Origin of the sequence: Paenibacillus sp. YN15, assembly GCF_003285005.1 — a bacterium.
Taxonomy (GTDB): domain Bacteria; phylum Bacillota; class Bacilli; order Paenibacillales; family NBRC-103111; genus Paenibacillus_AR.
Map to the genome: position 1 here is coordinate 111,184 of NZ_QMFA01000006.1, position 13,409 is coordinate 124,592.

General features: G+C 55.0%; 14 protein-coding genes. All 14 read left to right on the forward strand.

The features are described 5' to 3' along the window. The first annotated feature begins 2 nt into the window (after nucleotides 1–2). The 14 genes from DQG13_RS07405 (at nucleotide 3) to DQG13_RS07470 (ending at nucleotide 13,408) form a co-directional block, all read left to right on the forward strand. A complete protein-coding gene (locus DQG13_RS07405) occupies nucleotides 3–365 on the forward strand; it encodes a response regulator (RefSeq protein WP_113019117.1) in 363 nt (120 codons plus the stop codon). A gap of 27 nt (nucleotides 366–392) precedes the next feature. Further along, on the forward strand, nucleotides 393–1,010 hold the full coding sequence (locus tag DQG13_RS07410; protein WP_113019118.1) for a flagellar biosynthetic protein FliO: 618 nt from the start codon (nucleotides 393–395) through the stop codon (nucleotides 1,008–1,010). Nucleotides 1,011–1,012: 2 nt separating this feature from the next. Further along, on the forward strand, nucleotides 1,013–1,771 hold the full coding sequence (fliP, locus tag DQG13_RS07415) for a flagellar type III secretion system pore protein FliP (protein ID WP_113019119.1): 759 nt from the start codon (nucleotides 1,013–1,015) through the stop codon (nucleotides 1,769–1,771). A 35-nt stretch (nucleotides 1,772–1,806) separates the two neighbouring features. Continuing rightward, nucleotides 1,807–2,076, forward strand: coding sequence for a flagellar biosynthesis protein FliQ (gene fliQ, locus DQG13_RS07420; RefSeq protein ID WP_113019120.1), 270 nt, complete (start codon nucleotides 1,807–1,809; stop codon nucleotides 2,074–2,076). A 10-nt stretch (nucleotides 2,077–2,086) separates the two neighbouring features. Then, nucleotides 2,087–2,869: a flagellar biosynthetic protein FliR gene (gene fliR, locus DQG13_RS07425; protein WP_113019237.1), complete on the forward strand. Its 783-nt coding sequence runs from the start codon at nucleotides 2,087–2,089 to the stop codon at nucleotides 2,867–2,869. A gap of 52 nt (nucleotides 2,870–2,921) precedes the next feature. Next, nucleotides 2,922–4,022 carry a flagellar biosynthesis protein FlhB gene (flhB, locus tag DQG13_RS07430; protein ID WP_258525520.1) on the forward strand — a complete coding sequence of 367 codons (1,101 nt, stop codon included), beginning with the start codon at nucleotides 2,922–2,924 and terminating at the stop codon, nucleotides 4,020–4,022. Nucleotides 4,023–4,044: 22 nt separating this feature from the next. Next, nucleotides 4,045–6,078 (forward strand): flagellar biosynthesis protein FlhA, encoded by a 2,034-nt coding sequence (gene flhA / locus DQG13_RS07435; protein WP_258525521.1) that lies wholly within the window; start codon nucleotides 4,045–4,047, stop codon nucleotides 6,076–6,078. After that, entirely contained in the window at nucleotides 6,075–7,466 is a 1,392-nt protein-coding gene (gene flhF, locus DQG13_RS07440) for a flagellar biosynthesis GTPase FlhF (protein ID WP_113019123.1), read from the forward strand. The genes flhA and flhF overlap by 4 nt, the downstream gene beginning before the upstream one ends. Then, nucleotides 7,459–8,337, forward strand: coding sequence for a MinD/ParA family protein (locus DQG13_RS07445; protein WP_113019124.1), 879 nt, complete (start codon nucleotides 7,459–7,461; stop codon nucleotides 8,335–8,337). The genes flhF and DQG13_RS07445 overlap by 8 nt, the downstream gene beginning before the upstream one ends. A 46-nt stretch (nucleotides 8,338–8,383) precedes the next feature. Continuing rightward, entirely contained in the window at nucleotides 8,384–9,640 is a 1,257-nt protein-coding gene (locus DQG13_RS07450) for a protein-glutamate methylesterase/protein-glutamine glutaminase (RefSeq protein ID WP_113019125.1), read from the forward strand. A gap of 89 nt (nucleotides 9,641–9,729) precedes the next feature. After that, on the forward strand, nucleotides 9,730–11,808 hold the full coding sequence (locus DQG13_RS07455; protein ID WP_113019126.1) for a chemotaxis protein CheA: 2,079 nt from the start codon (nucleotides 9,730–9,732) through the stop codon (nucleotides 11,806–11,808). Between the two features lie 23 nt (nucleotides 11,809–11,831). Then, entirely contained in the window at nucleotides 11,832–12,296 is a 465-nt protein-coding gene (locus DQG13_RS07460; RefSeq protein ID WP_113019127.1) for a chemotaxis protein CheW, read from the forward strand. Beyond that, complete coding sequence (locus tag DQG13_RS07465; RefSeq protein ID WP_113019128.1) at nucleotides 12,297–12,917, forward strand: chemotaxis protein CheC; 621 nt, start codon at nucleotides 12,297–12,299, stop codon at nucleotides 12,915–12,917. After that, nucleotides 12,914–13,408, forward strand: coding sequence for a chemotaxis protein CheD (locus DQG13_RS07470; RefSeq protein ID WP_113019129.1), 495 nt, complete (start codon nucleotides 12,914–12,916; stop codon nucleotides 13,406–13,408). The genes DQG13_RS07465 and DQG13_RS07470 overlap by 4 nt, the downstream gene beginning before the upstream one ends. The last annotated feature ends 1 nt before the right edge of the window (nucleotide 13,409 follow it).

Sequence of the window (13,409 nt, forward strand, 5' to 3'; positions counted from 1 at the left end):
TAATGGCAAACCGTATTTTGATTGTGGACGACGCAGCATTTATGAGAATGATGATCCGGGATATTCTGACGAAGAACGGATACGAGGTATGCGGCGAAGCCAATGACGGGGCCCAGGCAATTGAACGCTACAAGGAGCTTCACCCGGATCTGATTACCATGGATATTACCATGCCGGAAATGGACGGCATTAACGCATTGAAGGAAATCAAGAAGATTGACGCCAACGCCAAGGTGATCATGTGTTCGGCTATGGGCCAGCAGGCCATGGTAATCGATGCCATTCAAGCCGGCGCCAAGGATTTCATTGTAAAGCCGTTCCAGGCTGACCGCGTTATCGAAGCCATCAAGAAAACGCTTGGCTAATTTCCCAGGCGGGAAGGCAGGCATTGCATGAAGAGGGTATGTAAGGGGCTTTTGGCAGCGGGGGCATGCGTGCTGCATGCTTCCATGACGGCAGGAATCAGCTATGCACAGGAGGGCGACGGGCTGCCAGAACTGCAAAATGGCAGCTCCCTATCCGTCTTTTGGATGATTCTCAAAGTCATTCTCTTTCTCGTTGTCATTATCGGCATTTTTCTTGTGATAATGAAGACCGTTTCACAAAAAGGCAGATTATTCCGGGCCGAGCGTTCCTTGCGGACCATCGGCGGCATCGGCTTGGGGCAGAACAAGTCCGTTCAGCTGGTGCAAATCGGCAGAACCTTGTATGTCCTGGGGGTCGGGGAGGAAGTGGGGCTGGTGGACAAGATTGAGGATGAGGAGGAGATCCAATTCATCCTGGACAATCTTCACTCCGGCTCCGCGGCCAATACAGGCGCCGCTTCCACGGTGGGCAGTTGGCTGCGAAGGTTCGGCAGAAACGCGCCAAGCTCCGAGGAATTGGATGTCACTCCTTCATTCCAGGCCGTCTTCCAGGAGAAAATGCTGAACATGGCCAACCGGCAGAAGAAGGTTGAGGAGCTTATTACCGAAGACCGCCAAAACCCACATGATCGGCTGGATGACTAATCATGAATAAGAAACTTCTGGCTTTATTCGTTTTGCTTTTTGTCGCAGGTCTGGCTTTTTCGTCCATCGCCTTTGCCGCGGACCCGATTCCCGAAATCAATTTAAGCATCGGCAATACAAACGGCGAGGCCGGCGGGGGCTCCAGCACCATTTCCATCATTCTGCTTTTGACCGTGCTGAGCCTGGCACCCTCCATCCTGGTGCTGATGACCAGCTTCACCCGGATTGTCATCGTGCTGGGGTTTGTCCGGACCTCCCTGGGTACGCAGCAGATGCCTCCCAACCAGGTGCTCATCGGACTTTCCTTGTTTTTGACGCTTTTTGTGATGGCGCCCACCATCGGTGAAATCAACCAAACGGCGTATCAGCCTTATGCCAGAGGCGAGATTACCCAGATGCAGGCGTTGGAGCAGGCCGCCGTGCCGTTGAAGCATTTTATGGGCCAGCATGTGCATGAGAAGGACCTGAAGCTGTTCCTGGACTTTTCCAAGGCCGAAAGGCCCGAGGGAATTGACGATACGCCATTGACCGCATTGATCCCGGCTTATGTCATCAGCGAGCTGAAAACGGCATTTACCATGGGCTTTATCATTTTCATTCCGTTTCTGGTCATTGACATGGTCATTTCCAGCACCTTGATGGCAATGGGAATGATGATGCTTCCTCCCGTCATGATCTCGCTGCCCTTTAAGATCCTGCTGTTCATCCTGGTGGACGGCTGGTACCTGGTTGTCAAAGGGCTATTGCTCAGCTATGGTTAACGCTCCGGCGTTACGGTTAAGGAGAGGATCGAGCCTTGAGTCCAGAATATATTATGAAGCTGGCCGGAGAAGCCATGTATGCAGTTCTGAAGGCCAGCGCCCCCATGATGCTGATTGCATTGGCAGTCGGGTTGACCGTCAGCATTTTTCAGGCCACCACTCAGATCCAGGAGCAAACCCTGGCGTTCGTTCCGAAAATCCTGGCCGTTCTGATTTCCGTGCTGATTTTTGGCCCATGGATTATGACCACTCTGGTAGAATTCGCCTACAATTTGTTGAATAATCTTCACCAATTTGCGGGATAGGCAGATGAACATGGAACTGATTCTGCAATCCTTCTCTGGCTTCATGCTTGTTTTTTGTCGGATTACAGCCTTTTTTGTCACTGCGCCTATCTTTTCTTCCCGAAATGTCCCGGCGTCCTTTAAAATCGGGTTCTCCGTTTTTATCGCTTTCCTGACCTTTTCGGGTTTGGGCCTGCAGCCCGTACCGATGGATGCGCTGTATGTGCTCGCCATCTTCAAGGAAATTTTGGTGGGGCTGCTGCTGGGTTTTATCGGCTACATGTTTTTTACGGTGATCCAGATCGCCGGTTCGTTTATCGACATGCAGATGGGGTTGTCCATGGCCAACATTCTCGACCCTCTGACGGGAACCTCGTCACCGCTCATCGGCAACCTGAAATTCATGCTGGCCATGCTTTTGTTTCTTTCCTTCAATGGGCATCATCTGCTGTTGACGGCCATCCATGACAGCTACAGCTGGATTCCGCTGCAGAACGATGTGTTCGCCCGGATGTACAGCGATCAAATGGTGGATTTTATGCTTCGCACCTTCACGGATTCCTTCGGCCTGGCCTTCAAAATGGCGGCTCCGCTGGTGGTAGCCCTGTTTCTGACGGATGTGGGACTGGGCATTCTGGCCAAAACCGCCCCCCAGTTCAACATTTTCGTGATCGGGGTTCCGCTGAAGATTTTCCTGGGGCTCATTCTTCTGGTATTTTTGCTTCCGGGAATGCTGTCCGTTTTCCAAATGATTTTTGAAGCACTGTTTACCGCTATGGAAAAGCTTATGGCCCTTATGACCGGAGCATCCTAACATCGCTGCCTCAAGGTATGCACAAACGCTTAGAAGCAAGGAGGGACAGGGCGTGGCAACATCTCCATTGCGCTACAAACTGAACCTGCAGCTGTTTGCCGGTGAAAAAACCGAACCAGCCACCCCGAAAAAGCGGGCGGATGCCCGCAAGAAGGGTCAGGTGGCCAAAAGCGCCGAGCTTCCGGGAGCGCTGATCCTGCTGTTCTGTTTTATGACCCTGCTTATGTTCGGCGGTTACATGAAAGACAGGATGTTCCTGCTGATGCAGGGAACCCTGAAGGATTATCTGACCAACGATATTACCGTGGCCAATGTCATGCCTCTGATGACCGATTTGCTGGCCCAAGTCCTCTTGCTGCTGGCTCCCATATTTGCCGTCACCGTTCTTGTGGGAATCCTCGCCAATTACATGCAGATCGGTTTTTTGCTGACCGGCGAAGCCTTCAAAATCAAATTCAGCAAGATCAACCCCATCGAAGGGGCGAAGCGGATCTTCAGCCTCAAATCCCTGGTGGATTTTGCCAAGACCCTGCTGAAGCTGACTCTGATCGGGTATCTGGTTTATTCCTCCCTATGGGGGGAAAAGGAAAACCTGGTCAATCTGGCGCACTTGCCGCTGGCCGACGTGCTGGCTTATGTGGCCCGCCTCACCGTCATGATGGGCATCAAAATCGGTGTTGCCCTTGTGATCTTAAGCATCTTCGACTACATGTACCAAAAATATGAATACGAAAAAAATCTCCGCATGTCCAAACAGGACATTAAGGATGAATATAAAAAATCCGAGGGCGATCCGCAGATTAAAGGCAAAATCAAGGAAAAGCAGCGGCGGATGGCCTTGGCCCGGATGATGCAGGACGTGCCCAAGGCGGATGTGGTCATTACCAACCCCACCCACTTCGCCGTTGCCATCCAGTATGACAACGGCAAGATGGACGCCCCCCGGGTTGTAGCCAAGGGAACGGACTTCGTGGCATTGAAGATCAAGGAGGTTGCCAAGGAAAACGGAGTCATCACCATGGAAAACAGGCCTTTGGCCAGAGCCTTGTACGATCAGGTCGAGATTGGCCAGACCATTCCGGCCGAGCTGTTCCAGGCTGTGGCGGAAGTGCTGGCATATGTGTACCGCTTGAAGGGAAGAAAAGCAAAATAAACGGGAAGGGAGGATGTTCATCATGCGTGTGAAGGATCTAACCGTGCTTTTGGGCGTAATTGGAATTGTACTGATGATGGTGGTTCCCGTCAGTGTGCATGTAGTGGACGTTCTGCTCATCATTAATATATCTCTTGCACTGATGATTCTTCTGGTTGCGATGAATACCCAGGAAGCGCTGGACTTCTCCATTTTCCCGTCGCTTTTGCTGATTACCACCCTTTTCCGACTGGCCTTGAACGTATCCACTACCCGGAATATTCTGAGCCATGCCAACGGCGGTAAGGTGGTTGAAACCTTCGGCGGTTTTGTGGCCCAGGGCAACCTGGTGGTGGGTTTTGTTGTCTTCCTGATTCTGGTTGTGGTGCAGTTTATCGTCATTACCAAAGGCTCCGAGCGGGTGGCCGAGGTTGCAGCCCGCTTTACCCTGGACGCCATGCCCGGCAAGCAGATGAGCATCGACGCCGACCTCAACGCCGGCATGATCAATGAGACCCAGGCCCGGGAGAGAAGGCGGAAGATCGAGCGCGAAGCCGACTTCTACGGAGCCATGGACGGCGCCAGCAAGTTCGTCAAGGGCGATGCCATCGCCAGTATTATCATTTTGATCATCAACCTGGTAGGCGGCCTGATTATCGGCATGATCTACCACAATATGGGCATCTCGGAGGCGGCCAGCCTGTTTACCCAAATGTCCATCGGCGACGGTCTGGTCAGCCAGATTCCGGCGCTGATGATCTCCACCGCTTCCGGTCTGATTGTGACCCGGGCCAACTCGGAGGGCAATCTGGCTTCCGACCTTACCGGCCAGCTGCTCCAGAACCCCAAGCTTCTGTTTGTGGTGGCCGGCACAATCGCCGTGCTGGGCATCGCCACTCCCATCGGCATCCTCATTACTTTTCCCGTGGCAGCGATCATTGTGTTTGGCGCCTTCCGCCTGCAGAAGAATCTTAACCAGAAGCAGGTGGAGGACGAAAAAGCGGAGGAGCAGCAGCAAATCGAAGAGGTGCGGAGTCCGGAAAGTGTCATCAGCCTACTGCAGGTGGACCCCATCGAATTTGAATTCGGCTATGGCCTGATTCCCTTGGCGGACACCCAGCAGGGCGGGGATTTGCTGGACCGGATTATCCTGATTCGCCGACAATGTGCGCTGGAATTAGGCATTGTTGTGCCTGTTATCCGAATTCGCGACAATATTCAATTAAAACCGAATGAATATGTCATCAAAATTAAAGGAAATTCGGTAGCCCGCGGTGAATTACTACTTAATCACTACTTGGCCATGAGTCCCGGCTTTGACGATGAGTCCATCTCGGGAATCGAAACCATGGAGCCGGCCTTTGGCCTCCCGGCCCTGTGGATCGATGACGCGACGAAGGAACGGGCCGAAATGTCCGGCTACACCGTGGTGGACCCGCCTTCCGTGGTGGCGACCCACCTGACTGAGATTATTAAACGCCATGCCCATGAGCTCATCGGCCGTCAGGAAACCAAGGCGCTGGTGGACAATATCAGAGAAAGCTACCCGGCGCTGGTGGACGAGCTTATCCCCAATATTGTGACGGTGGGCGATCTGCAGAAGGTTCTGTCCAAGCTGCTGAAGGAGAAAATCTCTGTCCGCGATTTGGTCACGATTCTGGAGACTCTGGCCGATTACGGCGGCTACACCAAGGATCACGACATCTTGACCGAGTATGTAAGGCAAGCCTTGTCCCGCCAGATTACCCAGCAATATGCCAACGGCGGCGATGCGCTGAAGGTGATTACCGTAGGACCGTCGTTGGAAAAGAAGATTGCGGAGTCGGTGCAGCAGACGGATCAGGGCTCGTATCTGGCGCTTGATCCCTCGTCCTCGCAGACCATCTTCCACAAGCTCAATGAGCAGGTGACCAGGGCTGTGCAAGGAGGGCTTCAGCCCGTAATCCTGACATCGCCGACCATTCGCATGTATCTGCGCCAGCTCCTTGAGCGCACGCTGCAGGATATTCCGGTATTGTCCTACAGCGAGCTTGAGCCGAATGTTGAAATTCAAAGCATGGGAGTTGTGAATCTATGAGAGTAAAACGATATGTAGTAGATTCCATGCCGGACGCTCTTGCGCAAATTCGGACGGATTTAGGCAAGGATGCCGTAATCCTGAATACCAAAGAAATCCGCTCAGGCGGGTTTTTAGGGTTATTCAGCAAGAAAAAAATTGAAGTGATTGCAGCGACGGATTCCCTTGCCAAGGCGGATTCCCGACCGAAAACCGGACCAATCCAACGCGCCGGGGCCACGCAACCTGCGGCCCCTGTCGCTGTTTTGGAGCAGCCGAAGGCGGCCAAGGCGGACCGGACGGCGGATCTATTGGAATCTATCGAGCGGCTGGCCAACAAGCAGCCTGCACCGGCAGAGCCGGAGCCTGCGCCCAGGCCGGTGGTGCCGCTCCAGCTTGGCGCGGCCGCTTACGGCAGCAAGGCGTCCACGGCTCCTGTTGCCGCTGCCCCCGCTCCAGCTCCCGCGGCGGAACCGGCTGCCGCCCTCAGGCCGGCGGAGCCCCGCAAAAAGCCGGAGGAGCCGCTTGCGGAGGACCCGGTATTAAGCGAGCTGCGGGCCATGAGGCAGATGATGAAGAATCTGGCGCAAGCCGGCTCCGCCCAACCCGCTCCCCATCCGCTTCTGGCCGCTCTTGAGGCGAGACTGCTGGAGCAGGAGGTTCTCCCCGAGCTGGCCCAAGAGGTGATCGGCGCCATCGAAGAAAAGCTGGCGGAAGAGGAAGTCGACCTGACCCCGGCGCGGGCAAACGCAATGGCCGCGGAGAAGCTTAGGCAGATCATGGGGAATCCCCCCCGGATGCCGCTTCAGCCGGAAACCCGGATCGCCCATTTTGTGGGTCCTACCGGCGTAGGCAAAACCACCACCATCGCCAAGCTGGCTGCGGAGCAGGTATTAAGGCACCGCCGGAAGGTAGGCTTTATTACCTCCGACACGTACCGGATTGCGGCTGTGGAGCAGCTGAAGACCTATGCCACCATTTTGGGGGTCCCGCTGGAGGTGGTCTTTTCTCCCCATGACTTGAAGAAGGCCTTCGACAATCTGCAGGATTGCGACATTGTGTTTATGGACACCGCCGGACGCAACTTCCGCAATGAAATGTATGTATCCGAATTAAACGCCCTGCTGCAAGGCGGCCCCAGAAGCGAGACCTTCCTGGTGCTGAGCCTGACCATGAAATACAAAGACATGAAGGCTGTTGCCGAAAACTTCTCGCGGTTTAGGCTGGATAAGGTGCTTCTCACCAAGAAGGACGAAACGGAGACCTTCGGTCCGATCCTCAATCTGCTCCACGAATATCCGCTGGCGTTGTCGTACATCACGACAGGGCAAAATGTCCCCGACGATTTTAATGTGGCAGGCGAGGATGAACTGATTGCCTTGATACTGGGGGAACAGGCCAATGAATGACCAGGCACAGATGCTTCGGGATTTGGTCCAACAGCGGGAGCTGGCCCGGAATGCCGGCAGAAAAACCCGCATTATCACCGTCACCAGCGGAAAAGGCGGTGTGGGCAAATCCAATTTTACGCTGAATTTCGCTCTGGCGCTTCAGTCCAAGGGTTTGAAGGTGCTGGTGTTCGATGCGGACATCGGCTTGGCCAATATTGATGTGCTGATGGGGGTCACCCCCAAATACAATTTGTACCATCTGCTCAAGAAGGAAAAGACCATCTGGGAGATCATCCATACCGGTTATGACGGTCTTGAGTTTATCGGGGGCGGCTCGGGCTTCAATGATCTCCTTGACCTGAAGGAAGAGGAGCTGGATTACTTTGTGGAGCAGGTCGGCCAGCTAAATGGCCACTGCGATGTGATCCTGTTCGATACCGGCGCCGGACTGTCCAAGGAAACGCTGAAGTTTATCCTGGCGGCGGAGGAAACCATTGTGGTGACCACCCCGGAGCCTACCTCCATTACAGATGCGTATGCAATTATCAAAATGGTTAATAACCTGCAGTCCGGCGTCAATTTCCGCCTTGTCATCAACAGGGTAACCGAGCCGAAGGAAGGCAAGCAGACTGCGGATAAAATAACGCTGGTGGCGAAAAAGTTCCTGCAGATGGATATTCCCACCATGGGTTTTGTCACAGACGACAGCTACATTTCCAAAGCAGTGAAGCGCCAGATTCCGTTTACCGTCGCTTATCCCCATTCGCCGGCCTCCAGAAATCTGCTGGAGATTGCCGACCAATACGTGCAGGGCAGGTCTTCGGAGATGACGGTGGCAGCCCCGGGCGTGAAGGGATTTCTGTCCAGAATGCTGAAGCTCATGAAGTAAGCTCCAATCACAGATATCATTGCTAACCAGAGGAGGGAGGACCGGGATGTCGAAAAAGCGGGTTTTAGTGGTTGACGATTCCGTTTTTATGAGAAGAATTGTCTCGGATCTCGTTGGAGAACACCCGGATTTCCAAGTGATCGCCACCGCCAAAAATGGCGTGGAGGCGGTGCAGCTGGCAAAGGAGCTGCAGCCGGACTGCATTACCATGGACGTGGAAATGCCGGAGATGAACGGCCTTGAAGCCCTGAAGCGCATTATGGAGGAAAATCCCCTTCCGGTCATTATGCTCAGCTCCCTGACCAAGGAAGGGGCAATGGTAACCATCCAGGCGCTGGAGGCCGGAGCCATCGACTTCGTGCAGAAGCCTTCGGGCTCCATTTCCCTGGACTTGTTCAAGGTCAAGGAGATGCTCCATGAGCGGCTGGAGATTGCAGTCAAGTCCAATATCAAGCGGTTGAAACCGGCGTTCCCGGCAGCTCCGCCTCCGGCCAATCCGGCTCCGCCCAGAATGCCGCCGGTGAAGGACCCGCCGCCTGCTCCCAGAGCCCGCACCGTGATGCCGTCGGCGCCGGCGGCGGAACCGGCCAGGCCGTTGCGGCCGCCGCCTGTGCAGCCGGAGCGCAAGCCCGAGCGTTCGGCGCTGCGGCCCCAGATCAAGCCGGTTGCGCCGCCTGCCGCCCCGCCGGTTAAGCCTCCGGCGGCGCCCATTGCCAGAGGCCCCTTGCAGCATCTGGTGGCGCTGGGAACCTCCACCGGGGGGCCCCGGGCTCTCCAGCAGGTGCTGGGCGGTTTGCCGGAGGATTTTGCCGCTCCCATCGTCATCGTCCAGCATATGCCGCCGAATTTTACCAACTCCCTGGCGGTCAGACTGAACAGCAATTGCCGCATACAGGTTGTGGAAGGCCAGGATGGCATGGTCTTGCAGCCGGGAACGGCATACATAGCTCCCGGCGGCTTCCAGATGCGGGTCGTCTCCGAGAGCAGCGGCACCTACCGGCTAAGCGTAACGGCCGAACCGCCGCGGAGCGGACATAAGCCCTCCGTGGACACGCTGTTTGAATCGGTTGTCCCCTTGCAGGAGCTGAAGCGCCATATTGTCATCATGACCGGCATGGGAAGCGACGGAGCAAGGACGATGCTGGAGCTGAAGAACCGGGGAGCGGCAACCACCATTGCCGAATCCGAGGAAACCTGCGTTGTCTATGGCATGCCCCGTGCCGCAGTAGAGCTGGGCTGCGTGGATCACGTGCTGCCGGTGCATGAAATCCCCAACCAATTGATACGCGCATTAATGAAGTGATCCTTAAGCGCTTGAAGAGCAGGGCCCTTGTCCCGCCGGCGAGCAAAAGCGGGAACAATGCGGTATAACCAGTCGGAGGTGCATAGAATTTGGAACTGAATCAGTATCTGTCGATGTTTATTGATGAATCAAAGGATCATCTTCAGGCGATCAATGAAAACTTGCTCGCCCTGGAGCAAAGCCCAGAGGACATCGGCATTGTCCAGGTGATCTTCCGGTCGGCCCATACATTGAAGGGCATGTCCGCTACCATGGGCTTTGAGGATCTGGCCAAGCTGACCCACGAGATGGAGAATGTGCTGGATCTGGTGCGAAATGACAAGCTCTCCATGAATCCCTTCATTTTTGATTGCCTCTTCAAAAGTACCGATGCTCTGGAGACCATGGTCAACGACATTATCGAAGGCGGCACCGGCCAGGCGGATGTGTCCGACATTGTGAAGTCCCTGAAATCCATTGTCACCGGAGACTATGAAAAACAGCCCGCGGCTTCCGCAGCGCCGGCCCCGGCGGCCGCGGGAGGCGGCTCGTCGGCCATGCAGATCGACGAGTTCCAATACTCCGTGCTGGTGCAATCCGTCTCCACGGGACATAACGCCTATTTCATCGAGGTGGGCGTGAGGGAGGATTGCGTGCTGAAAGCGGCGCGGGCTTATATGGTGTTCGATCTGTTCGAGCAGAACGGCGAGGTGATCAAATCCGTTCCCTCCATTCAGGATATCGAACAGGAGAAATTCGACAGAGTCTTTTCCGTATTCTATGTGACCCGATTGCCTCAAGCCGAACTGGAAACCATGATCGGAAATGTGTCGGAAATCGATTCCGTCAAGTCTATCCCCTTCGATCTGGAAAGCCTCAAGGAATTAAAGGAACAGAAGCAGGAGAAGCCGGCCGCAGCTCCGGCCGCCTCCGAAAAACCAGCCGCACCGGCGGCTGCGCAATCCGGCCCGGAGGCGCATCCGGCGCCTCCGGCCCAGACTCAGGCTCAGGCGGCCAAAACCGGACATCTGCCGGTGGCCAACCGGACCATCCGGGTAGATATCGACCGTTTGGACCTGCTGATGAACCTGTTCAGCGAAATGCTCATCGACCGGGTGAGGCTGGAGCAGCTGGCCAGTGAAATCCGCCGCCAGGATCTTACCGAAACCGTGGAGCATATGGCCCGGGTCAGCAGCGATCTGCAAAACATTGTGCTGAAGCTGCGGATGGTGCCGGTGGATACGGTCTTCAACAGATTTCCGCGGATGGTGCGGGACGTGGCCAAATCCCTGAACAAAAAGGTGGATCTGGTGATCACCGGCGCCGATACGGAGCTTGACCGGACCGTCGTGGATGAAATCGGCGATCCGCTGGTGCATCTGCTGCGCAACTCCATCGACCACGGCGTGGAGCCTATCGATGACCGTTTGGCAGCAGGCAAAGCCGAGACCGGCACGGTGTGGCTGCGGGCCTTCCACAGCGGCAACCATGTGTTCATCGAGATTGAGGATGACGGGCGGGGCATCAACCGCCAGAAGGTTCTGCAAACCGCCATCAAGAAGAATATCGTCCGCGAGGATCAGGCGGAACGGATGACGGATGACGAAGTGGCGGCTCTCTTGTTCGCCTCCGGCTTCAGCACCGCGGACAAAATCTCCGACATTTCCGGCCGCGGCGTCGGGCTTGATGTGGTGAAGACCAAGATTGAATCCTTGGGCGGCGTGGTTACGGTAGAATCCAAACCCGGCAAGGGCACCAAGTTCTCCGTACAGCTTCCGCTGACCCTGTCCATTATCTCGGCCATGCTGATCCGGGTGAATGACGAGAAATACGCGATTCCGCTGTCTTCTATCGTGGAAACGGCGGCTATCCGCAAGGAAGCCATCCGTAATCTCCAGGGCGCGCCTTTCCTGGATTACCGGAATGCGGTAATTCCGCTGGTTTCCCTGGAGCAGATTTACCAGGTGCCGAACAACGGGCAGCGGTCCCAGGACGAGACGGAAATTGTCATCATCAAAAAAGGCGACAAGATGGCGGCGTTAAGTGTTTCCGAGCTTATTGGCCAGCAGGAGATTGTGCTTAAAAATCTGGGCAAATACCTGAGCAACGTGTTTGCCATATCGGGCGCCACGATTTTGGGAGACGGGCAGGTTGCCCTCATTCTGGATACCAATGCACTTATCAAATAGGGGTACAATTAGGAGGAAGAGGCATGGGAGCTGAATTGAAGGTTATTGTGTTTGCGCTGGCCGACGAGGAATACGGCGTAGAAGTGGAGAAGGTCAAAACCATCGAACGCATGATGCCCATGACGCGGGTGCCCAAAACCTATACATTCGTCAAAGGAGTCATCAATCTCCGCGGCGTAGTTGTGCCGGTCATCGATCTCCGCGGCCGCTTCGGGCTTCCGGAACGGGAATATACCGATAATTCCCGGATTGTCATCATTGCCGTCAACGACATGGAGGTAGGACTGATTGTCGACTCCGCCAATGATGTTATTGATCTGGACAGCGATGCCATCCAGGACCCGCCGGAGATTGTGGGAGGCGTCAGAGCCAAGTATTTGCAGGGAGTAGCCAAGCTTGGCGAACGTCTTCTGGTCCTTCTGAACCTGCAGGAGGTTCTCAACAAGAGCGAAATCATCAAGTTGGAAGAATTGGAGGGGGCGGAATAAGTGGGTGATTTCAGGCCTTTTGCCGATTTGCAGCTGGATGTTCTGAGGGAAGTTGGAAATATCGGTGCAGGCCATGCAGCTACCGCCCTCGCCAAATTGCTGGACAAGCCTGTGGACATGATGGTTCCCAAGGTGCGGATTGTGCCCTTTGAGGAAATTGCCGAAAGCGTCGGCGGTATCGAACAGGTGGTTGTAGCCATTTTCTTGCGGATTGACGGGGAAACCCCCGGCAACATGTTTTTCATCCTGACGCAGGAGTCCGCCAAGCGGCTCCTGCGGAAGATCGTTGGCATAGATGTGGACAACGAGGAATTTTATTCGGAAATGGAGCTTTCCGCACTTAATGAAATCGGCAATATTCTGGCAGGGTCTTATCTTTCTTCTCTTGCGGATTTTACCAATCTCAATATGCAGCCGACAGTGCCTTCCCTGGCCATTGATATGGCCGGCGCGATCCTCACCTACGGACTTTTGCAGTACGGGGAAATGGGAGACCATGCATTGTTGATCGATACGGCATTCCTGGAGGGCAAAGATGAAGTGGAGGGACATTTTTTCCTGATTCCCGATCCCGAGTCCTTTGACAGAATTTTTGCAGCGTTGGGAGTGCCTCACGAATGACCCAAGACGGAATAATCAAGGTTGGAATGGCAGACTTGAACGTGGCCGTTTTGACAGGCATTCTGAAGACGACGGGCCTCGGCTCCTGTGTCGGCGTCACCCTGTACGATGCGAAAACCAAAATCGCCGGCATGGCCCATGTGATGCTGCCGTCTTCGGATATCGCCAAGGAAGGAAACCTGAACATTGCCAAATATGCGGATACGGCGCTTCCCGACATGATTGCCCGGATGGAAAAGCTGGGAGCCGCCCTCAGCCGGATGGAAGCAAAAATGGCCGGCGGCGCGCAAATGTTCGCCTTCTCCAACAACAGCGATACCATGCGGATCGGCCCGCGGAATGTGGAATCCTGCAAAGAAATGCTGACCCGGTACCGGATTCCGCTGCTGGCGGAGGATACCGGCGGCAACTACGGCCGGACGATTGAATTTAATTGCACAACCGGAGGCCTGATGATCCGGAGTGTACAACACGGAGTAAAGGAAATATAGC

Coding starts and splice junctions, on each gene's coding strand:
- DQG13_RS07405 (WP_113019117.1), top strand. CDS start 3: ATGGCAAACCGTATTTTGATTGTGGACGACGCAGCATTTATGAGAATG.
- DQG13_RS07410 (WP_113019118.1), top strand. CDS start 393: ATGAAGAGGGTATGTAAGGGGCTTTTGGCAGCGGGGGCATGCGTGCTG.
- fliP (WP_113019119.1), top strand. CDS start 1,013: ATGAATAAGAAACTTCTGGCTTTATTCGTTTTGCTTTTTGTCGCAGGT.
- fliR (WP_113019237.1), top strand. CDS start 2,087: ATGGAACTGATTCTGCAATCCTTCTCTGGCTTCATGCTTGTTTTTTGT.
- flhA (WP_258525521.1), top strand. CDS start 4,045: ATGCGTGTGAAGGATCTAACCGTGCTTTTGGGCGTAATTGGAATTGTA.
- flhF (WP_113019123.1), top strand. CDS start 6,075: ATGAGAGTAAAACGATATGTAGTAGATTCCATGCCGGACGCTCTTGCG.
- DQG13_RS07445 (WP_113019124.1), top strand. CDS start 7,459: ATGAATGACCAGGCACAGATGCTTCGGGATTTGGTCCAACAGCGGGAG.
- DQG13_RS07450 (WP_113019125.1), top strand. CDS start 8,384: ATGTCGAAAAAGCGGGTTTTAGTGGTTGACGATTCCGTTTTTATGAGA.
- DQG13_RS07460 (WP_113019127.1), top strand. CDS start 11,832: ATGGGAGCTGAATTGAAGGTTATTGTGTTTGCGCTGGCCGACGAGGAA.
- DQG13_RS07470 (WP_113019129.1), top strand. CDS start 12,914: ATGACCCAAGACGGAATAATCAAGGTTGGAATGGCAGACTTGAACGTG.